The sequence below is a fragment of the Sinorhizobium sp. BJ1 genome (assembly GCF_002531555.1).
Classification (GTDB): Bacteria; Pseudomonadota; Alphaproteobacteria; order Rhizobiales; family Rhizobiaceae; genus Sinorhizobium; species Sinorhizobium fredii_B.
The window spans coordinates 47,781-68,430 of record NZ_NWTH01000030.1; the positions used below are offsets into that span (position 1 = coordinate 47,781).

20 protein-coding genes are annotated in these 20,650 nt (G+C 63.1%); 8 read left to right on the top strand and 12 right to left on the bottom strand.

Annotated elements, in window-relative coordinates; all coding sequences use genetic code 11:
- The first annotated feature begins 41 nt into the window (after positions 1 to 41).
- Positions 42 to 836, top strand: coding sequence for an endonuclease/exonuclease/phosphatase family protein (locus tag CO676_RS27535; protein WP_097523420.1), 795 nt, complete (start codon positions 42 to 44; stop codon positions 834 to 836).
- Positions 837 to 866: 30 nt separating this feature from the next.
- Here CO676_RS27535 and CO676_RS27540 read toward each other — a convergent pair whose 3' ends face one another.
- On the bottom strand, positions 867 to 1,943 hold the full coding sequence (locus tag CO676_RS27540; protein WP_097523421.1) for an AI-2E family transporter: 1,077 nt from the start codon (positions 1,941 to 1,943) through the stop codon (positions 867 to 869).
- Between the two features lie 142 nt (positions 1,944 to 2,085).
- On the opposite strand from CO676_RS27540, the gene CO676_RS27545 reads away from it, so the two are divergent.
- A complete protein-coding gene (locus CO676_RS27545; protein WP_097523422.1) occupies positions 2,086 to 2,346 on the top strand; it encodes a hypothetical protein in 261 nt (86 codons plus the stop codon).
- Between the two features lie 65 nt (positions 2,347 to 2,411).
- Here CO676_RS27545 and CO676_RS27550 read toward each other — a convergent pair whose 3' ends face one another.
- From CO676_RS27550 to CO676_RS27560, 3 genes are all read right to left on the bottom strand, one after another.
- Positions 2,412 to 2,657 carry a DUF982 domain-containing protein gene (locus CO676_RS27550; protein ID WP_097523441.1) on the bottom strand — a complete coding sequence of 82 codons (246 nt, stop codon included), beginning with the start codon at positions 2,655 to 2,657 and terminating at the stop codon, positions 2,412 to 2,414.
- A 138-nt stretch (positions 2,658 to 2,795) separates the two neighbouring features.
- Positions 2,796 to 2,996, bottom strand: a complete 201-nt coding sequence (locus tag CO676_RS27555; protein WP_097523442.1) for a hypothetical protein — start codon at positions 2,994 to 2,996, stop codon at positions 2,796 to 2,798.
- A 115-nt stretch (positions 2,997 to 3,111) separates the two neighbouring features.
- Entirely contained in the window at positions 3,112 to 3,294 is a 183-nt protein-coding gene (locus CO676_RS27560) for a hypothetical protein (RefSeq protein WP_014762051.1), read from the bottom strand.
- Between the two features lie 108 nt (positions 3,295 to 3,402).
- Between CO676_RS27560 and CO676_RS27565 the strand changes: the two genes are divergently transcribed.
- Positions 3,403 to 3,732 carry an MATE family efflux transporter gene (locus CO676_RS27565; protein WP_014762050.1) on the top strand — a complete coding sequence of 110 codons (330 nt, stop codon included), beginning with the start codon at positions 3,403 to 3,405 and terminating at the stop codon, positions 3,730 to 3,732.
- A gap of 240 nt (positions 3,733 to 3,972) precedes the next feature.
- On the opposite strand, the gene CO676_RS27570 is transcribed toward CO676_RS27565, so the two are convergent.
- Entirely contained in the window at positions 3,973 to 5,979 is a 2,007-nt protein-coding gene (locus CO676_RS27570) for a methyl-accepting chemotaxis protein (RefSeq protein WP_097523423.1), read from the bottom strand.
- Between the two features lie 685 nt (positions 5,980 to 6,664).
- Between CO676_RS27570 and CO676_RS27575 the strand changes: the two genes are divergently transcribed.
- Positions 6,665 to 7,927 (top strand): nitrate/nitrite transporter, encoded by a 1,263-nt coding sequence (locus tag CO676_RS27575; protein ID WP_014762048.1) that lies wholly within the window; start codon positions 6,665 to 6,667, stop codon positions 7,925 to 7,927.
- A 162-nt stretch (positions 7,928 to 8,089) separates the two neighbouring features.
- On the opposite strand, the gene CO676_RS27580 is transcribed toward CO676_RS27575, so the two are convergent.
- From CO676_RS27580 to CO676_RS27610, 7 genes are all read right to left on the bottom strand, one after another.
- The gene (locus tag CO676_RS27580) at positions 8,090 to 8,848 is read right to left on the bottom strand and encodes a FadR/GntR family transcriptional regulator (protein ID WP_014762047.1); all 759 of its coding nucleotides are present in this window, start codon (positions 8,846 to 8,848) and stop codon (positions 8,090 to 8,092) included.
- Between the two features lie 17 nt (positions 8,849 to 8,865).
- Positions 8,866 to 9,942 carry a four-carbon acid sugar kinase family protein gene (locus CO676_RS27585; protein WP_097523424.1) on the bottom strand — a complete coding sequence of 359 codons (1,077 nt, stop codon included), beginning with the start codon at positions 9,940 to 9,942 and terminating at the stop codon, positions 8,866 to 8,868.
- Between the two features lie 4 nt (positions 9,943 to 9,946).
- The gene (locus CO676_RS27590) at positions 9,947 to 10,930 is read right to left on the bottom strand and encodes an oligopeptide/dipeptide ABC transporter ATP-binding protein (RefSeq protein WP_097523425.1); all 984 of its coding nucleotides are present in this window, start codon (positions 10,928 to 10,930) and stop codon (positions 9,947 to 9,949) included.
- Positions 10,930 to 11,937, bottom strand: coding sequence for an ABC transporter ATP-binding protein (locus tag CO676_RS27595; RefSeq protein ID WP_179875670.1), 1,008 nt, complete (start codon positions 11,935 to 11,937; stop codon positions 10,930 to 10,932). The genes CO676_RS27590 and CO676_RS27595 overlap by 1 nt, the downstream gene beginning before the upstream one ends.
- Positions 11,934 to 12,893 carry an ABC transporter permease gene (locus CO676_RS27600; RefSeq protein ID WP_097523426.1) on the bottom strand — a complete coding sequence of 320 codons (960 nt, stop codon included), beginning with the start codon at positions 12,891 to 12,893 and terminating at the stop codon, positions 11,934 to 11,936. Before CO676_RS27600 ends, CO676_RS27595 begins: the two co-directional genes overlap by 4 nt.
- A gap of 1 nt (position 12,894) precedes the next feature.
- The gene (locus CO676_RS27605) at positions 12,895 to 13,851 is read right to left on the bottom strand and encodes an ABC transporter permease (protein ID WP_097523427.1); all 957 of its coding nucleotides are present in this window, start codon (positions 13,849 to 13,851) and stop codon (positions 12,895 to 12,897) included.
- A 219-nt stretch (positions 13,852 to 14,070) separates the two neighbouring features.
- A complete protein-coding gene (locus CO676_RS27610) occupies positions 14,071 to 15,720 on the bottom strand; it encodes an ABC transporter substrate-binding protein (RefSeq protein ID WP_097523428.1) in 1,650 nt (549 codons plus the stop codon).
- A gap of 336 nt (positions 15,721 to 16,056) precedes the next feature.
- Here CO676_RS27610 and CO676_RS27615 point away from each other — a divergent pair, with 336 nt between their 5' ends.
- The 4 genes from CO676_RS27615 (at position 16,057) to pdxA (ending at position 20,617) form a co-directional block, all read left to right on the top strand.
- A complete protein-coding gene (locus tag CO676_RS27615; protein ID WP_097523429.1) occupies positions 16,057 to 16,965 on the top strand; it encodes a dihydrodipicolinate synthase family protein in 909 nt (302 codons plus the stop codon).
- A gap of 11 nt (positions 16,966 to 16,976) precedes the next feature.
- Positions 16,977 to 18,170 (top strand): exo-alpha-sialidase, encoded by a 1,194-nt coding sequence (locus CO676_RS27620; protein WP_179875671.1) that lies wholly within the window; start codon positions 16,977 to 16,979, stop codon positions 18,168 to 18,170.
- Between the two features lie 304 nt (positions 18,171 to 18,474).
- Entirely contained in the window at positions 18,475 to 19,608 is a 1,134-nt protein-coding gene (locus CO676_RS27625) for an iron-containing alcohol dehydrogenase (RefSeq protein ID WP_097523430.1), read from the top strand.
- Positions 19,609 to 19,630: 22 nt separating this feature from the next.
- Positions 19,631 to 20,617 (top strand): 4-hydroxythreonine-4-phosphate dehydrogenase PdxA, encoded by a 987-nt coding sequence (gene pdxA / locus CO676_RS27630; RefSeq protein WP_097523431.1) that lies wholly within the window; start codon positions 19,631 to 19,633, stop codon positions 20,615 to 20,617.
- Positions 20,618 to 20,650 lie beyond the last annotated feature (33 nt).

The following is a 20,650-nucleotide window of genomic DNA, read 5'->3' on the forward strand; positions in this document are numbered from 1 at the left end:
CCGCGTGTTCCCGAACGGCAAGACAGGGCCGAAACTGGATCATGCCTCGACCGCTACGTTTCCTGACCTACAACGTCCACAGCTGCTTCGGGACCGACCGAAAGCTCGACCCGGCGCGCATCGCCGCGGTCATCAGCGAATGCCGGCCCGACATCATAGCCCTGCAGGAGGTGGACGTCGGCCGTGCTCGCAGCGGCGGCGTGGACCAGGCGCATATGATCGCCACGCACCTCAACATGGAGGCGCACTTTCATCCCGCCCTTCACCTGAAAGACGAGCGGTACGGCGACGCGGTACTGACGGCCTTGCCGATGCGCCTGGTCAAGGCGGGCGTGCTGCCGTCGTCCGGAGAGCCGCGCGGTGCGCTCTGGGTGGAGATAGAGCTCGCTGACATCACGCTTCAGGTCATCGTCACGCATCTCGGGCTGCGCGGTTCGGAACGGGTCCGTCAGGCAACGACCTTGCTCGGCCCCGGCTGGCTCGGCGGAATTGCGCAGGCGGACTCGCGGGTGATCCTGGCGGGCGACCTCAACGCCATTGCACGCTCGGCCGCCTACAAGCTGTTGGCCGCGCATATGAAGGACGTGCAACTCCAGTCGAATGCCAAGCCGCGCCCAACCTTCCCCTCCCGACTGCCGCTCCTGCGGCTCGATCACGTCTTCGTCGGCAAAGGGATAGGCGTGGGCGGATGCAAGGTGCACAGTAGTGCGCTGGCGCGGGTCGCATCCGATCATCTCCCGATCCTGGTGGAGCTGGAAATCGAGCCGCCTGCCAAAGGAGGCGCGCGGAGGGCGGAGCAACTCCATGGCAACGAGGCAACAGCAGTTCTGCGGTAGCGAAGCTGACATGGACGATGCGGCGATTGACTATATGTCGGTTTCTTTGTTGTGAGCGCGCCAGATGTCGAGCAACAGCAGTGTCATCGTGAAGATCACCGGCCCGATCACTAATCCCGCCGGCCCGAAAACGATGATACCGCCGATCATGCTCATGAATGCCAACACCGTGTGCAGCTTCAGCCGATCTCCGACGAACATCGGATAGAGCAGATTGTCCACCGTCGCGACCACGCCGGCTCCCCAGACTGTCAGGATCAACGCCTTGCCCCATTCACCGGTCAAGGCGAGCGACAGCGCGGCCGGAATCCAGACGATGAAGGCGCCGAGAACCGGCACCATCGCCAGTAGGCCCATGGCCAGACCCCAGAGCAGCGGCGACGGCAGACCAAGCAGCCAGAACATCAGACCGCCCAACATCCCCTGCACGACCGCCACGGCGAAGGTTCCGAAAACGATCGCATGGACCGTTTCGCTGACGCGAAGGAACAGCTTGTTCATCTCTGCGGAGGTCAGAGGAGAGTAGTTCTTGAGCATGTTCAAGGCTTCGCGCCCGTCGCGCAGGAAATAGAACAGGAAGTAGAACGTCAGGACGACATCGACGATCTGCGCCACCGAGCGGCGGACGAGGGACGCACTGAAATTGGTAAGCAGTGTTGCGGCATTGCCTGCGAGGCCGGCAAGGTCAAGTTGGGTTTCGATCCAGAGCAGGACCAGCCCGAGGCGCGGATAGCTCGCGATGGTGTCGCGCCAACTCCCGGTCCTCAGCGCTTCCGCGACGATCTGCGCGCCTCTGGCAGCCTCATTGACCAGCCGCTCGGCAATCAAGGTGAGTGGCACGGCGACAATGAAAGCGGCGATTGCCACGGTCGCGGCGGCGGCGATTTCCGGATAGCGCAGGTCCTTCGAGATCCGCCGGTGAAGCGGGTGGAACATGATCGCAAGGACCAAGGCCCAGGTCAGGGCAGGCAGGAAGGGCAGGGCCAACAGGTAGCAGACGACGATTCCGGCCGCGATCGCGACAAGGATGACGAATGCCCGCGAGCGTCGCGCTGTCAGCAATTGATCTGGAGCTTCTTTTACCTCGCCCGAAACGTCCTTCGCCACCTGAAATCGCTCCTTTGTAAGCAGTTTGGCGCCACCCGAACGGACTTGTCAAAAGATAGGTTCCATTTGCGAGACGCTCGACGGCGGCAAGGAACCTTCGGGCGGACCGGGGGTTCAATCTCTGAGCAGGAGGATCACGACGATGAGCAATCCCAAGCGCGACGAGCTCACAAATCAGCCGATGCCGTCTCCGACGTGGAAGCCGGATTCGAAGGAGATGCCTGTGGAGCCGAAGCCCTTGTCAGATCAGGCTCGGGAGTCCGGTACCGAGCAGGCTGACGGGCCGCCGGCCAGAAGCGGAACTGCGGAGCGGCGCGAGACGCCGACTGAAGCAGGCGGAAAGGACAATCCTGTCCACCATACCGGCCGCGTTCCCCCGAAGGTGACGGACGACGAGCGTTGATGGTTCTGGCGGATCGGGTTATATCGTCGCTCGACGTCGCGGGCGGCGGCCCGCGCGTGGTGGGCTCACCGCATCGTCCTGATTTTCGCCTCCTCGACCGCGGCGATAAAGGTCCGCCGCGCTTGATCGTCTGAGGCGGTTCCCAGCATGGCATCGGTACAGGCGTTAAGGGCAGCGTTGTAGGCGCGCCCGTGGGTAACCGGCCAATGCTCGCTGAGCAATCTTGCCGCTTCAGCCGGTGTCCAGACGATCTGGACACCGTCGAGAGCGGGTAAATCCACGATGACGCATTCGTTCCATGCCTTGAACATGTCGGCGTCCCTTGGCTTTTGGCGCACCTAACTGCCGCCGATGCTCTTCGTTCCCAAGCGTCTATCGCCGCTTGTATTGATGCGACCCCGGAACGGGCTGGTGTCTTGTCAGCGCGCACGCTTGCAAAAGCGGATGACTTACAGGAAACCGCCGGTTTTTTCGGTCGCGTTTGGAGGTTCTTCCGTTTCCCGTGGAGGCTTACCGGGCTCTTCGTCGGGAAGCTTGTCCGGTTGCGGCTCTTTTGTCGGCGGATCGGGAATGCCGAGCGGCGGGACCGGATTGGGCGGGATTATTCCCGGTCCGGGGCCGGGGCCGGGGCCAAGAGGGTCGGGTGTCATCGTCTGGAACTCCTGATATGACGGCACAACCCACTGTTCTTGCGATTGTTCCTACAGAAATGATTTGCCTGATGGTGACGCGCGACCGTTTGTCGGACCTTCGCATCCAGGCTATTCACCTACCGGTCGTGTCTGCGACCTGCGGCGTGTAGACAACCGCGTCGGTTCCGTCCTCCAAGAGGCCGCCGCCGATCGTCAGGTAGACGAAGATGGCGCAAATGGCGAGCAGCAGGACCCCGATTGGGAAGCTGACTGAGGCCCGCTTTTCGGGCGTTTGGCGATCATTTCGGGTGAACATCGTACAACACTCCGTTTGTCACAAGGGAGAACGAAATCGCGCGCGAGCGGTTCCCGACCGGGCCAGCTGAGTGTTCGATGCCTGGTCCTGCCCTCCACGCGAGGTCGGGTGCGACCGTCATCACCTCCGCTCGGAAAGCCACTTACCGCGAGTGCCGGGCACCATACGATCAAAGGTCTCTTCGTCGGCGCTCTCGGACCGGAGGCGCTCGCAGGCGTCAGCCTCGTCATGCCGCTTTTCCTCACGGTCTCGGCCGTGGGGCAGGGGCTGGGTTTCGGTCTCGCCACCTTGCTGGCCCGTCACCTTGGCGCTGGCCGCCACTCTGCCGCCTCGGCGGCTGCGAGCACGGTATTCGCGGCGGCGGTTCCGCTCGGCCTCGCCTTCGCCTTAGCGGTCCATCTGGTAATTCCATTTTATCTAGAAGGCGTTTTTATCTAGAAGCGTTGGCGCGAGCGCCGATACCCTCGCGGCGAGTCTTTCCTGCGCAGACTTCTCGCCTTCGGCATCGTTTTCGGCCTGCTGCAGGCGCTTGGCGGTTTCGTTGCGATTCCCGAGGGCAACAGCCGGTTCTCGGCGAAGGGGCAACGGCGTTGCCGCTGCCCCTTCGTGGACCCGTGGATCGACTATCGTGCAGAATTGCTGGTTGCCCTGCCTTCCGGAAGAGAGACGGCCCCCCGGTCAGAACTCCTCCCAATCCGCGGCGGCGGCTGTTGCCGCACGGCCGCCGAAGGCGCCGGCGAGCTTACGGGTGAGGGCCCGAGCGGGTGAGGCGACTGGCCGCGTGCCGGCGCCGGCAGCGCGCGGAGCTGCGCCGATTTCGAGCTGGAAGCGGGCGATCAGTCGGGCGAGGTTCGCCGCCTCGTCGGCCAGTCGGTTGGTCGCCGCCGTCGATTCCTCCACCATCGCCGCATTCTGCTGCGTCACCTGGTCCATCTGGTTGACCGCCGTGCTGACCTCCGACAGTCCAGTCGACTGCTCGCGCGCGGCAGTCGCGATCGAATGCACGTGCTCGTTGACCTTGATCACATGGCTCTCGATGAGGGTCAGCGCCGCGCCGGTCGCCGTCACCAGCTTCACCCCAGCGCCGACTTGCTCGCCCGAACGCGAGATTAGCGCCTTGATGTCCTTCGCGGCATTGGCCGAACGCTGTGCCAGCTCGCGCACCTCCTGGGCAACGACGGCAAAGCCCTTGCCGGCCTCGCCGGCGCGCGCCGCCTCGACGCCGGCATTGAGCGCCAGGAGATTGGTCTGGAAGGCGATCTCGTCGATGACGTTGATGATCTGGCCGATTTCGCCGGAAGCCTGCTCGATCTTGCCCATCGCCGAGACCGCATCCTTGACGACGGCGCTCGACTGCTCGGTGCTTTTCCGCGCCTCGTCGACCATGTGGCTTGCCTCGAGCGCCCGCTCGGTCGAGCTCTTCACCGCGGCGGTGATCTCCTCGAGCGCCGAAGAGGTTTCTTCCAGGGAGGCGGCCTGCTGCTCGGTGCGCTTCGAGAGGTCGCCCGAGGCAATGCGCATCTCGCCGGCGCCGCCATTGATCGTGTCGATCGCGGTGCGTACCTCACCGAGCACCGAGCGCAGATTCGTCATCGTCTGATTGACGTTGTCCTTGAGCTCGCCGAAGGCGCCTTGGAACTCGCCGCGCATCGTTTCGGTCAGATCACCCTTGGCCAGCGCCGCGATGACGCGGCGGGTCTCGGCAACGCCGCGGTCGACGGAGGTGATGAGCTCGTTGACCTGGGCAGCGAAGCGGTCGAGATCGGCGTTTTCATAGGCCTTGCTGATGCGCTTGGTGAAGTCGCCGGCAACCGCCGCCGAGACGACCTGACCGATGCTCGACTGCAGGTCAGCGCTTTTCGCCTGCAGCGCCGCTTCCTGGGCGTTCAGCTCGCGCACCCTGATGCCGTTCTGCTTGAACACCTCGACGGCCCGCGCCATCTCGCCGATTTCGTTGGTCCGGTCGGTGAAGGGGATCTCGACCGAGAGATCGCCGTCAGAAAGCGTGCGCATCACCTCGGTCGTGCGATTGATCGGCCGCGAGATGCCAACGATTGCAAAGGCCATGGCGCCGAGTCCGGAAAGGCAGGCGATGCCGAGCAGCACGAATGTCGTGAGGCGGGCACTGGCGAAATCGGCCGTACTATCTAAGTAGCTCTGTTTCGCGCCGGCAAGATTGATATCGCGGAAGCCGTCGGCGAGCTTATCCAGTTCATTATAGCTCTGACGCATGGCGCTTGTCAGGAACTCCCCCGCCTCGTCTTTCTTGCCGGCGCGGGACATCGCGATCAGCTCGTCATGCTGCTTCAGATAGGTGGCGAGCACGTCCTTGAACTTGCCGTAGAGCGCGCGCTCTTCCGATCCGGAAACCAGCCCGTCATAGATCTTCATTCTCTCGACGAGCTTCTTGACATCGGCGGCGATTGCCTCGTCGGCGCGCTTCATGCCGGCGTCCGTGCGGTTCACAATATGGCGGTTTTGCGAGCCGCGAAGGTCAGAAATGGCCGTGTTGATCTTGTTGGTGATGTCGACGCTGGGCACCCAGCGGGTCGCCAGAGTCTCGACGTCCTCATAGACCCCGCCGACGAGTGACAGAGCAAAGAGGCCCTGCCCGACAAGCAGCAGCAGCAGCAAGGCGAAGGCGCCGACCAGCGACGCTTTGAGAGAAATTGAAATTCGGTTCATCCGATCCTCCTGTCAAAACGAAATCCAGGAAGTCGTCATGTCCCCTGTCCGGTAAAGCTGTGAGAAGTACCGATCGAGTCATTCGCGCGGCAGTGGTCGCGTTCGTTCGCCATGGATGTCTGCAAGGTCTTGCAACCAAAGCATGCACATGCACGTAATCTATTATAAAGGTTAATAAATTACTTTCCTGCGCTCGAACGGTGAGTGTTGCAGCGCAACGTGGATTTCGTTGCGTATTTTGTACCGATTTCGCCGGGCAGGCCGCCACAAGCGCCTGCCCGTCCGGCGCAGACCGCACGAGGTCTGCACTTCTGTCTGGCCTCTCATTGTAAGGGGCAAACTGGGCTGCAGCGAAGCTCGATGCAGTTGGGATCTTAGTTCATGCCCATTAATTCATCACGGCTGGTGTGTCGGGCTAATATTTAAGCACCTCAAGTGCGGACCTTGATTGCTTGGCAGGGCAATCATTTGAATTCGTTTTATTTTCCCGGAAGTCTTCAGTTGGCACGTCACTTGCGTTCCTTAAACCGAGCCCGAGCAGGCCGCCGGCGGTGCCCAATGTCGCGCACCAGAAGCAAAGTTGCTTAAGCACGGTGGAAGCGCCAATCGCTGATCAAGCGAGGCGCTTTGTTCGGGGCATTTCCAGGATCAACGATCGAATGGCGCTGTTGCGCCGGGAGAAGCTATGTCCGCTGTTCACGAGACACAGAAGATTACAGCAAAGCAACAGGCGCGCGCCCTGTGGGTCTCGACGACCGCCTTCACCATCTGTTTTGCCGTGTGGACGATTTTTTCCATCATCGGCGTGCGCATCAAGCAGGAGCTTGGCCTCAGCGAAGCGCAGTTCGGTCTTCTGATCGGCATGCCAATCCTCACCGGCTCGCTGATCCGTATCGTGCTTGGTATCTGGACCAACCGCTATGGCGGCCGGCTCGTCTATACGGTCACCATGGTGGCGGCCGCACTCTCGACCTTCCTCCTTGCCCATGCAACGACCTTTCCCGAGATGCTGCTCGCCGGCCTCGGCGTCGGCCTTGCGGGCGGCTCCTTCGCCGTCGGCGTGGCCTATGTCTCGCCGTTCTTCCCGCCGGAAAAGCAGGGCACGGCACTCGGCATCTTCGGTGCCGGCAATGTCGGTGCGGCGGTGACCAAGTTTCTGGCGCCGTTCGTTCTCGTTGCATTCGGCTGGCAAATGGTTGCAGAGGTTTGGGCGGCCGTGCTCTTGCTCACCGCAATCGTCTTCTGGTTCACGACCGAGGACGACCCGAAGTTCCGCGCCCGCCGCGAGGTGAACCAGCCGCGCAGGAGCTTCCTCAGCGAATTCGCCCCGCTCAGGAATGTCCAGGTCTGGCGCTTCTCGCTTTACTACTTCTTCGCTTTCGGCGGCTTCGTTGCCCTGGCGCTGTGGCTGCCGCGTTACCTGGTCGGCGTTTACGGTTTCAACATCGAGACGGCGGGCATGATCGCCGCGGCCTACTCCATTCCCGGCAGCATTTTCCGCGCTTATGGCGGCGCGCTTTCCGACAGGATCGGCGCGCGCAAGATCATGTATGCGATGTTCGCCGTGTCCGCCGTGGCAACGCTCATTCTCTCCGTGCCTGAGGGCGGCACCTTGCTCCAGATCACTCCGGTCGTCTTCGTCGGCGTCACCTTCGTGCTCGGCTTCGTCATGAGTCTCGGCAAGGCGGCCGTCTACAAGCACATTCCCGCCTATTATCCGGAGCATGTCGGCGCGGTCGGCGGCGTCGTCGGCATGATGGGCGGCCTCGGCGGCTTCATCCTGCCGGTCGCCTTCGGCTTCCTCAAGGACTGGACCGGCCTCTGGTCGAGCTGTTTCATGCTGCTCTTCGCGATCGTCGCGATCTCGATGATCTGGATGAACGCGTCGATCCGCCAGTTCAAGCGGCGCGCCGTCGAGGGTGCGCCGGCCGGTGCCTATGGGCGATAGGCTCCCAAGGGTGGGGCGGCTGGAGGATCAGGACTGATCGACCGCAGCCGCCGGCATCCGCGAACTCCGCCAAACCTAGCTTCCCCGCAGGGATTGCCAAAACCCTGCTTCCTGCCCGGCACTTCTGTGCCGGGCTTTTTCGTTCGCTGAGTTTCTTCTTGCCTAAAAGGAAAGATCGAGGACCCTGCCCTCGAAGAGCCGATCGCGCGAACCTTCGAGGTGTTTGCGCATCAGCTCGCGAGCGTCTTCGGCGCGGCCCTCTTGAACGGCGCGGTAGATCTGGCGGTGTTCCTCGTAGACCTGCTCAAGGCCGGGCCGCGGACCCATCAGCGACAGGCCATGAAGGTGCATGCCCACGGCGATGTGGGCTCTCAAGGCTTCGAGCGAGGCTGTGTAGTAGTGGTTGTTCGCCGCTTCGGCGACCGCTTTGTGAAAGAGGAAATCGGCGTCCGTGCGGTGCAACTGATGGCTGGTCGCCTCGCGCAGTTCGGCAAGCGCCGCCGCGATTCTTGCGATCGCCGCCTCGTCGCGTCGCTGGGCGGCATAGTAGGCGGCGGCGGGCTCGATCGTCAGGCGGAATTCATAACAACGCTGGATATCGGCGATCGATTTGACGGGTGAATAGGCAAGCTGGGCGGCGGCCGAGACCTGGGCGCTGACGAAGGTGCCGGCGCCCTGACGCGAATAGATCATGCCCTGTTCGCGCAGGCGGCCGAGCGCATCGCGCACGACGGGGCGGGAAACGCCCAGCATCGATGCGAGTTCGTGTTCGCCCGGAAGCCGCGAGTCCGGCGCGTAGTTGCCGGTGCGAATCCGCTCGTGCAACTGGTCGAAGACGCGGTCGACGAGTTTCACCGACTTGCCGCGTTCGGTTTTCGCTTCGGCTGCCGCCTCCTGGCCAACGCCGACATTCTCCGCCATTCTCTTATCCATCCTGTTCATCGCCCGACGTACCGCAAATCCGGCGCATCCTGCAAAACCTTTAGCAGAGATTGCGCATTGCCGAAGCCCCCCGACTTTACCGCGCAGCGCATCCGGCCGCCGTTCGGGCGCACTGTCTCGAACCAGGGGATGCCGGCCTCGATCTCGCTCTTCGGCAAAAGGACGCCAGCACCCAGCGACCGCAGGATAGCATAGGCCGTGTCGCCGCCGCCCATCATCAGCATGTCTGGCATGGTGGCGGCGACGATGCGCGAAACGCCCTTCGCAAAGCGTTTCGCCACAATCTCCGATGGGTCGGTCAACGGGCCCGTACATCTCAGAAGCATTGGCAGCCGTGCCGGATCGCCGTCGGCCGGCACGTCGCCTGCCGGTGCATTGCAGTGACTGGCAATCAGGTCGCTCTCGAGAAGCACCGCCATCTGCGCTTCGGTGATCGGGTCGCGCGATCCAAAGGCAAAGAGCGTCCGCTCCGAAGGTTCGAAAGGTGTCGGCGACGCGTGCCAGGCGAGCCGCCGGGCAAGCGCGCGCCCGAGGCCGCGTGCCCCGACCGCGATCGTCGTCGACCAGTCAAGGCTTTCGACTATGCCATCAAGGTCTTCGTCAGAGGCCGCGTCGGCGATCTCAACGTCCAATGCGGGACCGGAGAAGAGCGGCGCTATCGGCAGCGGTTCGGCGATGCCGAAGCCGACGACGTGGGCTTCGCGGGTGTAGCGTCGCTGGTCGGGCACGGCAGGAGCGACAGCCAAGCGGTGGCGGCCGAAAGCAAGGGCGAGCGCTGCGCTCTCGGCCGCGACATTGCCCTTGAGCCGCGAGTCGATCTTCTTCAGGACGAATTCGGGCGAGGGGCGGCAAAGGGCGGCCGTTGCCTGCCTGACGCGGTCTGCAGCCTGGAGGGGATCGAGCGCGCGTGACACCGTATTGACGACGACCACCTCCGCGCCCGTCGCAATCGTTGCCTCGATCGCACCGACGTCGAGCGCTACGGCCACGCTCAGCCCCGCCTCGACGAAGGGCGTTCCGGTATCGAGGGCGCCCGTCAGGTCATCGGCAACGATGGCGACGCGAATGGCCATGGCTCTATTCGCCGTTCACGGCGTGGCAGGCGACGAGATGCCCCGGACGCGCCTCCTTCCACTTCGGAACCACCCGGCTGCAGACCTCCATGGCGATCGGGCAACGCGTATGGAATCGACAACCCAAGGGCGGCGCGAGCGGGCTCGGCACGTCGCCGTCGAGGATCTGACGCTTGCGGCTGCGCTCATGTTCCGGATCGGTCTCCGGCACGGCCGAAAGCAGCGCCTTCGTATAGGGGTGGAGAGGCGTCTCGAAGAGCTCGTCGCGGCTGGCAAGCTCTGCTAAGCGCCCGAGATACATGACGCCGACGCGTGTCGAGATGTGCCGCACGACAGCCAGGTCGTGGGCGATGAATAGGTAGGTGAGCCCGTATTTCTCCTGCAGATCGAGGAGCAGGTTGATGATCTGGGCCTGGATCGACACATCAAGGGCCGAGATCGCCTCGTCGCAGACGATGAATTTCGGCTGGCAGGCTAGCGCCCGGGCGATCACCACGCGCTGGCGCTGACCGCCGGAAAGCTCGTGCGGATAGCGCGAGGCAAAGCGCGGCGGCAGGCCGACATCGGTGAGCAGTGCCGCGACCTTTTTCTCGAGTTCGGCCTTGGTCGCGAGTTTGTGGAAGAGGATCGGCTCGCCGATCGCTTCGCCGACCGTCATGCGCGGATTGAGCGTCGAATAGGGATCCTGGAAGACGATCTGCAGATCGCGCCGGAATGGCCGCATCCGCTTCTCGTCGAGTGCGGTCAGGTCCTGGCCCTTGTAGAGAACCTTGCCGGACGTCGCCCGGTGCAGGTTGAGGATGGTGAAGCCGGTGGTGGACTTGCCACAGCCGGATTCGCCGACGAGGCTCAAGGTCTCGCCCTCGAGAATATCGAGGCTGATGTCATCGAGGGCGTGCACGGTCGCCGACCGTTCACCGAAGGCGCCGAGCCGGACGTGGAAGTGCTTCACCAGGTTTTCGATCTTCAGAAGTGGCTGAGCACCCATCAGGCGGCCTCCCGGGCTTTTTCGACGGCAAAGCAGGCGGCCCGGTGGCTGCCCGCGGCTGAGATGGGCTCGAGCTTCGGCACATGCGTGCGACAGACATCCATGGCCAGCGGACAGCGCGGCGCGAAGGGACAGCCCTCGGGCCTGCGGCCAGGTTCCGGCGGTGTACCGCCGATCGAGTTCAGACGCGATGCCGGCTGATCGGAGAGCTTCGGGATAGAGGCGAGCAGCCCGTGCGTATAGGGGTGACGCGGATTGGCATAGAGTTCGTCGACCGGTGCATCCTCGACGACGGTGCCGGCGTAAAGCACGACGACGCGATCGACGAGGCCGGCAATCAGCGCAAGGTCGTGGGTGATCCAGACCACCGACATGCCGAGCTTTTCGCGCAGGCCCTTCACCAGATCGACGATCTGCGCCTGGATGGTCACGTCGAGCGCCGTCGTCGGTTCGTCGGCGATCAAGAGCTTCGGCTCGCAGGCGAGACCGATGGCGATCATCACCCGCTGGCGCATGCCGCCGGACAATTCGTGCGGATAGGCCTGGATGCGCTCTTCGGGCCCCGGAATGCCGACGAGGCGCAGCAGTTCGATGGCTCTTTCGCGCGCGTCTCGTCTGCTCATGCCACGATGATAAATCAGCGGTTCGGCAAGCTGGTCGCCGATCCGCATCACCGGATTGAGCGAGGTCATCGGGTCCTGGAAGACGAAGCCGATGTCGCCGCCACGCACCTTCCTGAGCTCCCGGTTCGACATCGTCTGCAAGTCACGACCGTCGAACTGCGCTTCGCCCTTGGCGACCCGGATCTTGTTGGGCAACAGCCGCATCAGGCTCAGCATGGTGAGGCTCTTGCCGCAGCCGGACTCGCCGACGACGCCGAGCGTCTCCCCCTTGTCGACGTGAAGGTCGATACCGTCGACGATGACCGCGGGGCCGCTCCGCGTCTCGATTTCGATCGTCAGCCCTTTGACGTCGAGCAGGCGATTTTCCGTTTTCGCACTCATCATTTGCTGCCTCGCGGGTTCAGAGCATCGTTGAGGCCGTCGCCGAGGAAAGAGAAAGCGACGGATGCGAGACCGAGAACGGCCGCGGGTGCCGCAAGCAGATGCGGGTAGTGCTGCCAGACGCGCAAGCCATCCGAAATCATGTTGCCCCAACTCGGGGTCGGCGGATTGACGCCGACGCCGAGGAACGAGAAGGCGCTTTCGAGCACCATTGCAGTGCCGAGGCCGGCGCTGACGGCGACGATCAACGGCCCGAGCGCGTTGGGGATCACATAACGCGTCAGGATGATGCGGTTGGAAAGGCCGAGTGCCTGGGCGGCGGTGATATAGGGGCGGCTGCGGATCGACAGCACCTGGGCGCGCACCAGGCGCGCATAGGGCGGCCAGGAAATCAGCGCCATGGAGCCGAAGACCAGAAGGAAATCGATCCACACCGTCTCGCGATAGAAGGGATTGAGGGTTTCGAGATAGCGCGCCTCCATCCACTGGGCGATCGGCGTCTTCAGCGACGCGTTGATCACGACCACGAGGAGCAGGTTCGGCACCGACATGGTCACGTCGGTCAGCCACATAATCACCCGGTCGAACGGATTGCCGAAGAAACCGGCGACCGCGCCGAGCACCGTCCCCAGCACAACCGCGATGGTCGTTACCACCACAGCAACGAGAAAGGCGGTTCTCGTACCGTAGACTACGCGGCTGAAGACGTCGCGGCCGAGATCGTCGGTACCGAAGAGGTGGGCGAGCGACGGCGCCTGATTGCGCGCCTCGAGATCCTGCCCGAGGAAGTCGTAGGGCGTCAGGTACGGGCCGAACAGGGCGACGAAGGCGAGCAGCACGATGACGCAGAGGCCGATGATCGCCAGACGGTTTCGCTTCAGCCGGTACCAGGCATCGCGCCACAGGCTGACCGGTGTTTCGTCGAGGAGAGGGGCGGGCGGGGCTTGAACGACGGACATGTCAGCGGCTCCTCTGGGCATCGACGGCGCGCGGGTCGAGCAGCGGATAGAGGATGTCGACCAGCAGGTTGGAGATCATCACCAGGAACGAGCCGATGAGGGTGATCGCCAGGATAACCGGATAATCGGAATTGGTCAGCGCCTTGACGGTCAGGCGGCCGAGGCCCGGAAGGCCGAAGACGAGTTCCACGAAGATCGCGCCGTTGACGATGGTGATCATGATGAGGCCGAGCTGGGTGACGACCGGCGTCAGCACCGGCCTGAGGATATGCTTGATCGAGACGACGATCTCCGGCACGCCCTTTGCCCGCGCGGTGCGGACGAAATCTTCGGAAAGTACCTCGATGACCGCGGCGCGCGTCTGGCGGATGATGAGCGCGATCGGCTGGAAGGAAAGCACGATCAAGGGCAGGATGATGCGGATGTCGAAGACGCCGCCCCAGCCATAGGGGATCTTGGCGTCGGGGAGCAGAACGATGAGGCCGACCATCAGCAGCGGCCCTGCGACATAGGCGGGGATGGCCCAGAGGAAGAGCGCCGAGCCGAGAATGATGTAGTCGAGGCGGCGGTTCTGATTGAGCGCCGCGATCATGCCGAGCGGAATTGCAACGAGTGCGGTGAGCACGATGGCACAGAGCGCCAGCTTGAAGGAGACCGGCGCTGCGGCCTTGATCATCGCCCAGACGGAGCGCCCGGAGCTGAGCGAATTCCCGAAATCACCCTGGATCAGGTTCCAGACGTAGTAGCCGAACTGCTCGATGAAAGGTTTGTTGAGGCCGGCGCTTTCGCGGATCGCCTCGATGCGTTCCGGGTTATAGGCGACGTCGCCCGGGGCACGCAGGAAGATCAGCTTGATCGGGTCGCCTGCGCCATAAAAGGCTAGTGCATAGACGGCCATCATCACCAGCAGAACGGATGGTATCCAGATGGCAAACCGTGTCGCGACGTAACGCAGCATGTCGCTTGTTCCTCCCGCATGGTGCCGGTCAGCCCCGCCATGGTGGCCGCCGGACGTCATGCTTGCCTGAGCCGGCCCCAAGGGCGTCATTGTGCCGGCCGTTTAACGCGAGGACCGCTACGGAAGACGAAGCTCGCGGCCTATGCGCTTACTCGAGCGCGAAGGCCCCAGGGCCTTCGCGCGAGTTTTCCCGGTTAAGTTCGACAGCAGCCGGCCATTTCAGCCGACCGAAATCTCCCACGGCTTTGCCACTTGCCAGTCGAGGTTCTTGTCGATGCCCTTGACCTCGGCGGTGGCCCAGCGCGACATCGCCTGAGCATACCAGGGGATGAAGGCCCAGTCGTCGCGGAACGCCTTCTGGGCTTCCTGGGCGAGTGCCACACGTTGCGGATCATCGGCCGCCTTGGTCGATGCTTCCTTCAGAAGGCTGTCGACCTTGTCGTTCTTGTAGCCGCCGAGCTTGTTCTGGGCGTTCGAGGACGTCGAGGCGATCGAGCCCTGCAGGTAGGAGGCGGCATCCGGCACGCGGGTGCCGACGTCGTCGCGGAAAATTTGCACCGCATTCTGGTCGGGACCGGCATAGGCGTCCTGTTGCGGCTTCATGTCGACGGCGGAAATGCCGAGGTTCTGGCGCCATTGCTCGGCGATGAACTGTGCAGCCGCTTCGATCGCCGGGCCGGAGACACCGACAAAGAGCAGCTTCGGCAGTTTCTCCGGTCCGCCATAGCTCGACTCGGCAAGGAGCTTCTTGGCGCCTTCCGGATCGTAGGGATAGGGCTCGAAGCCGGAATTGTCGGCGCCGGGCACGGAGTTCAGGATCTGGTCGGTCTTCTTGTGCGGGCCATCGGGGAAGGAGGCCTTCATCAGGCCGTCGCGATCGACGGCGCGGATCAGCGCCTCGCGGACCTTCGGATCGTCCATCGGCTTGCGCGCCGTGTTAAACCAGAAATGCTGGCTCGTCGGGATGATCGGGCCGGAGGCGAATTCCGGCCCGAGGTCCTGGATGATCGTCGAGGTGACGAGCTCCGTATGCGCGTTGAACTCGCCGGATTTCAACAGCGACGTCGCCGTGACGTTGTCCTCGATCGAACTGATCTCGATGCGGGCCAGCTTCGGCTTCGGGCCGAAGAAATTCTCGTTGGGTTCGAAGGTCAGGGTGCCGGCGTCGATGTCGATCGCGGTCAGCTTGAATGGCCCGGAATAGACGGCGCCACTGTCCGGCGTGTACCAGTCGGCGATCTCCTCGCCATCCTCGCCACGCGACTGCTCGGCTTTGGTGATCGGCGCGATGTGGTTGGCGAGACGCATGAAGAAGATCGGGTCCGCTTCGCTGAGCGTCACGACGACGGTCCCTTCATCCGGCGTCGCGATGCCGGAAATTTCTTTGGCGGTGCCGCCGCTCACTTCCGCAAAGCCCACGACTTTGCTCAACACCTGATCGGCGCGCTGGCTCTTGGTGTTCGGCATGGCCGAGACGTTCCAGGAACCCTTGACGTCCTCGGCGGTGATCTTGCTGCCATCGGAGAACGTTGCCTTCGGATTGATCTTGAAGGTCCAGACCTTGTCGCCTTCGGAGCCTTCCCAGCTGGTAAAGACATAGGGGTGGATCTTGCCCTCGCTGTCGAAGAACATCGGCGAGGCCCACCAGATCGAATTCCAGCGATAGGGAACACCGCCGCCACGCAGCGGCGACCAGTCCTGATTGAAGGCGGGGTTGGCAACCTTCAGCACCTGGCCTTCCTGCGCCAGGACAATGCGCGCATTCATGCCGGCGATTGTCAGGGCCACGGTGGCACCGAGGCCGAGCTTGAGGGCATCGCGCCGCGAGATGCCCGTCATTGCGGAGTCGAGATCGTTCCGTTTGTTCATTTCTTCCTCCCGTGCGTGAAACCGAGCGCCTCCGCTCTCCTCGGATATGTGGCGCTCTGATTGGCCTTAGACTTCACCCGTATTGTAAATATGTCAACAAAAATTGCATCGGCTTTCGCCGCCGAGATCGGCCATGAAAAATTGAGCAAGTAAATCAAATGCTTGTTGCGAGGTAAAAATTGGTGACCGGAATTCAATATTGACAACAAGGCCAATGTCAAACACAAAAGGCGGCGATATAGGGCGCCATGGGACCGCCAAATGGTGATCCCGAGGACGGCGGCTGACAAATTTGGGAGGCCGGCAGCGCATCCCGCGACAGCGGAGGAGGTAGAGATGCACGGAAAACATGTGGTGGCCGGTGTCTACTGCGCGGCGGCGACTCCGCTCAAGGAGAACGGCGATCCGGATCTCGCGCTTTTTGCGGATCATTGCGGCAAGCTGCTTGACGATGGCTGCCACGGAATTGCCCTGCTCGGGACGACCGGGGAGGCCAATTCGTTTTCGCAGGACGAGCGCAGAGCGATATTGGAGAGCGCCCTTGCGGCCGGCATTGCCGCCGATCGGCTGATGCCCGGCACCGGCGTTGCCGCCATACCGGAAACGGTGGCGCTGACGAAACATGCGCTATCCCTCGGGGTGACGAAAGTCGTGATGCTCCCGCCCTTCTACTACAAGGGGGTCAGCGACGATGGCGTCTATGCAGCCTATTCGCAAATCGTTGAAAAGATCTCGGATAGTCGGTTGAAGGTGATCCTCTATCACATCCCGCAGGTCTCCGGCATTCCGCTGTCGATCCCCCTCGTCAAACGGCTTGCGTCGGCCTTTCCCGAGACGATCGTCGGCATCAAGGATTCCGCCGGCGACTTCGCCAACATGCAGGCGCTTGTTGCGGAACTGCCGAATTTTTCCGTACTCGCCGGCGCCGATCCCCTGCTTCTGCCGCTGCTGAAGGCCGGAGGCGCGGGCTGCATCACCGCGACGTCCAATCTCGTCGCCGATTCCCTCCGGCTGATCTTCGATCACGTCTCGGACGCGGCAAAGGCGGCCGAGGTCGAAGCGGCGCAGGCGCGTATCAACGCCTATCGCACGTTGTCGAATTCCTATGTGCAGATCCCGACGGTCAAGGCGATGGTCGCCTTGAAGCGCGGCGAGGACGCATGGTTTCGGACGCGCGCGCCGCTCATGCCGCTGAACGACAGCGAGTGCGCCGATCTTGCCGCGAAATTTGCGGCATTGGATTAAGGGAGGATCGGATGGCCTATACCGCACTGGAACCGCACGAGGTTCCGTCCCGGATGACGGGCGAGATCGTCCCGAGCTCGACCGAGCTTGGCCGTTACGACGCCTATCTTCCATCACCCTGCGTGCAAAACCACGCCGCCAATCTCTCTTTCCTACCGGATTGCACGCTGACATGCGTCTGGTTCGGCGGAACGATGGAGGGCATGGGTGACATCTCGGTTTACATGTCGCGGCTGGAACCCGGCGCGCGCCGCTGGACCAACCCGGAGAAGATGTCGGACGACCCGCAGAAGTCCGAGCAAAACCCGTTGATCTTCACGGCGCCGGACGGCCGCGCCTGGCTGCTCTTTACCTCGCAGACCTCGGGAAACCAGGACGGCGCGGTGGTCAAGCGCCGCATTTCCGAGAATGGCGGCAAGTCCTTCGGTCCGACCGAAGTGCTTTGCGACATTCCAGGCACTTTCGTTCGCCAGCCGATCATCGTGAATGGTGCAGGCGACTGGCTGCTGCCGGTCTTTCGCTGTATCGGAGAAGCGGGCTGGCGCTGGACCGGCGATGTCGACCGTGCGGCGGTCCTGATTTCCCGCGATGAAGGCAAAACCTGGACGATGGCGGAGGTGCCGGACAGTGTCGGCGCAGTCCATATGAACATCGTCCCGGCCGAGGACGGGGCGATGGTCGCCTTCTACCGCAACCGTTTTGCGACCAATGTGCTTAGAAGCCAATCGAACGATGCGGGCTTGAACTGGTCAGCCCCGGAGCCGGTGGACCTGCCGAACAACAATTCGTCGATCCAGGCGATCCGCATGAAAAATGGCGCCATTGCTATGGTTTACAACCACAGCAATGCGTCGATGTCGGATGCGCGCCGCCACTCGCTTTATGACGAGATCGAGGGCGAGGGGGACAGCGGTTCCGCCGAAGCAGTCGCCTCCGCCCGCCCGGCCGTCTGGGGGGTGCCCCGTGCGCCGCTCAGTCTAGCGTTTTCGACCGACGGCGGCCGGACATTTCCGCGCCGCATCGACCTCGATACCGGCGATGGCTATTGCCTCAGCAACAACTCGAAGGATTCGCTCAATCGCGAATTCTCCTATCCGTCCATTGTCGAAGACGCGGAAGGCCGGCTGCACGTCGCTTACACCTATTTCCGACGGGCGATCAAATACGTCCGATTGGATCCGGACTTTCTCGAGAGAGCTAGCTGACCCCGGTTGGCCGTAGCCCGACGGCGCGACTTGACAAGTGTAACGGCGTCAGCCGCGTCCGCCGGGTTTGGTTCAGTTAACCGTTGAATCGTTGCCGGCCGCAGCGATACCGTTGCCAATATTATCATTGTTTACAACAATATAAGCACAATCGCCTTCGCGTCGCCGTTGAATTCGAAGGTGCAGCATATGACGTATCATGGACAAAATCTCGGTCACTGCTATTGCCATTTGATGACATGAAGTATAACAACTTTACATCTTAGCGCGCTTCGCGTCGTCGAGTTCAGGGAGGATCGATCGGATGAGCAATCTGGATAGGCCCATTTCCACGGTGAGGCCGGCTCTGATCGAGTTCGGCACCGGCGTAGCGGCCCGGCTTGGCGCCTGGGCCGAGAGCAAGGGGTACCGCCGCGTTCTGGTGATTTCCGACGGTTTCAATGCGACGCGCAGCGAAGTTCTGGGGCTTTTAGGCGAGGTGACCGTCTATGGTGAAGTCAAAGCTGAGCCCGATACGACCGACCTCGAGCGCGTGCTTTCGGCCGCGGAAGGCGCCAAGGCCGATCTGATCGTCGGCTTGGGTGGCGGCAGCGCCATGGATCTTGCCAAGTTCGCGGCCGTCCTGTCCGGCTCATCGCAGCGGCTCACCGATGTCGTCGGCGCAGGCAAAGTTGTCGGCCCGCGGGAAGTCGCGCTTGCCCAGGTGCCGACGACCTCTGGAACCGGCAGCGAAGCGGGTATTCGGGCTCTCGTCACCGACCCGGAAACGAAGGCCAAGCTCGCCGTCGAAAGCATCCACATGCTCGCCGACATCGCCGTCATTGACCCGGCGCTCACTTTCACCGTGCCGCCGAAGGTCACGGCCGCGACGGGCGTGGACGCGCTCGCGCATTGCGTCGAAGCCTTCACCAACCGGAAGGCGCATCCAGCCATTGATATCTATGCGATTGAAGGCGTGCGGCTCGTCGGCCGCTATTTGGCGCGCGCCGTCCGTGATGGCAATGATGCGGAGGCCCGTGCCGGGCTGTCGCTCGCCTCGCTCTACGGCGGCTATTGCCTCGGGCCGGTGAATACGGCCGGTGGCCATGCGCTCGCCTATCCGCTCGGCACGCGCTGGCATGTCGCCCATGGTGCCGCCAATGCGCTGATCTTTCCGCATGTGCTTGCCTTCAACACCCCCGCCGTGCCTGAAAAGACGAGGGCGGTGCTCGAGGCGCTGGGCCTGCCGGCCTCTGAGGACGTCGACTCGGTGTTCGATGCGGCGCATGGGTTCTGCGCCTCGCTCGGCATAGAAATGAAGCTGCGCCAGCTCGGCGTGCTCGCCAACGACCTTCGCACGATGGCCGACGATGCCTTCGCCATCCGGCGACTGCTCGACAACAATCCGCGCGATCTGTCGCGCGCCGATATTCTCGCAATCTACGAGGCGGCCTACTAGCACGCCGAACGGGGAGGAAAGCATGGGCAAGGACACCCGCGTCGCAATCACGCTCGGCGATCCGGCCGGCGTCGGGCCGGAGGTGATCGCCAAGGCGCTAGCGTCACTGCCGCGCAAGGAGCTCGCGAACTTCACCGTCGTAGGCAATATCGAGGCGCTGGAGCGGGCCAAGCGTGCGACATCGGCGGCTGTAGACTTCGCAACGCGACCGATGGACGGTGCCGTTCTGGTCGAGGAGGTGTCGATCGACGCTTCCTTGCCGGAGATCGGCAAGGTGAGCGCCACGGCCGGCGAGGCCTCGGTGCGCTATATCCGTCGCGCTGTCGAGATGGCGCAGGTGGGCGAGGCCGATTGCATCGTCACCGCGCCGATCAACAAGGAGGCGATGAACCTCGCCGGGCATCATTTCGATGGCCACACCGGCCTTCTTGCGCACCTGACCGGCTCGAAGAGCTCGTTCATGCTGCTTGCGTCCGAGCGGCTCAACACCATCCACGTCTCCACCCATGTGTCGCTCCGCGGCGCCATCGAGCGGGCGACGGTCGAGCGGGTGCTGGCGACGATCGAGGCCGGCCACAACCATTTCATGCGGATCGGCCGCAAGCCGCGCATTGCCGTTGCCGGTCTCAATCCGCATTGCGGCGAAAACGGCCTTTTCGGCGACGAGGATACGCGCTTCCTGGCGCCCGCCGTCGAGCAGGCGAGGGCCAAGGGCATCGACGTCACCGGCCCGATCTCCGCCGATACGGTCTTCGCGCGTGCCTATAACGGCGCTTTCGATCTCGTCGTGGCGCAGTATCACGATCAGGGCCACATTCCGATCAAACTCGTCGCCTTCGACACGGCGGTGAACGTGTCGCTGGGACTGCCGATCGACCGCGTATCCGTGGACCATGGAACGGCCTTCGATATCGCCGGAACCGGCAAGGCAAACCACGTCAACATGCTTTCGGCGATCGCCTATGCGCGGCTGGTGGCAGGTTCGCCGAGACGGGCGGCCGCGCAGTAGACAGCGCGCCCCCGCAGCCTCGCGATGGGCAAC

Excerpts from the sequence above, each read along its gene's own strand:
- CO676_RS27610 (WP_097523428.1), bottom strand. The coding sequence starts at position 15,720 with ATGAACAAACGGAACGATCTCGACTCCGCAATGACGGGCATCTCGCGG.
- CO676_RS27585 (WP_097523424.1), bottom strand. The coding sequence starts at position 9,942 with ATGGCCATTCGCGTCGCCATCGTTGCCGATGACCTGACGGGCGCCCTC.
- CO676_RS27580 (WP_014762047.1), bottom strand. The coding sequence starts at position 8,848 with ATGGCGGAGAATGTCGGCGTTGGCCAGGAGGCGGCAGCCGAAGCGAAA.
- CO676_RS27595 (WP_179875670.1), bottom strand. The coding sequence starts at position 11,937 with ATGATGAGTGCGAAAACGGAAAATCGCCTGCTCGACGTCAAAGGGCTG.
- pdxA (WP_097523431.1), top strand. The coding sequence starts at position 19,631 with ATGGGCAAGGACACCCGCGTCGCAATCACGCTCGGCGATCCGGCCGGC.
- CO676_RS27605 (WP_097523427.1), bottom strand. The coding sequence starts at position 13,851 with ATGCTGCGTTACGTCGCGACACGGTTTGCCATCTGGATACCATCCGTT.
- CO676_RS27590 (WP_097523425.1), bottom strand. The coding sequence starts at position 10,930 with ATGGGTGCTCAGCCACTTCTGAAGATCGAAAACCTGGTGAAGCACTTC.
- CO676_RS27545 (WP_097523422.1), top strand. The coding sequence starts at position 2,086 with ATGAGCAATCCCAAGCGCGACGAGCTCACAAATCAGCCGATGCCGTCT.
- CO676_RS27535 (WP_097523420.1), top strand. The coding sequence starts at position 42 with ATGCCTCGACCGCTACGTTTCCTGACCTACAACGTCCACAGCTGCTTC.
- CO676_RS27575 (WP_014762048.1), top strand. The coding sequence starts at position 6,665 with ATGTCCGCTGTTCACGAGACACAGAAGATTACAGCAAAGCAACAGGCG.
- CO676_RS27620 (WP_179875671.1), top strand. The coding sequence starts at position 16,977 with ATGGCCTATACCGCACTGGAACCGCACGAGGTTCCGTCCCGGATGACG.
- CO676_RS27570 (WP_097523423.1), bottom strand. The coding sequence starts at position 5,979 with ATGAACCGAATTTCAATTTCTCTCAAAGCGTCGCTGGTCGGCGCCTTC.
- CO676_RS27625 (WP_097523430.1), top strand. The coding sequence starts at position 18,475 with ATGAGCAATCTGGATAGGCCCATTTCCACGGTGAGGCCGGCTCTGATC.
- CO676_RS27615 (WP_097523429.1), top strand. The coding sequence starts at position 16,057 with ATGCACGGAAAACATGTGGTGGCCGGTGTCTACTGCGCGGCGGCGACT.
- CO676_RS27560 (WP_014762051.1), bottom strand. The coding sequence starts at position 3,294 with ATGTTCACCCGAAATGATCGCCAAACGCCCGAAAAGCGGGCCTCAGTC.
- CO676_RS27555 (WP_097523442.1), bottom strand. The coding sequence starts at position 2,996 with ATGACACCCGACCCTCTTGGCCCCGGCCCCGGCCCCGGACCGGGAATA.
- CO676_RS27550 (WP_097523441.1), bottom strand. The coding sequence starts at position 2,657 with ATGTTCAAGGCATGGAACGAATGCGTCATCGTGGATTTACCCGCTCTC.
- CO676_RS27600 (WP_097523426.1), bottom strand. The coding sequence starts at position 12,893 with ATGTCCGTCGTTCAAGCCCCGCCCGCCCCTCTCCTCGACGAAACACCG.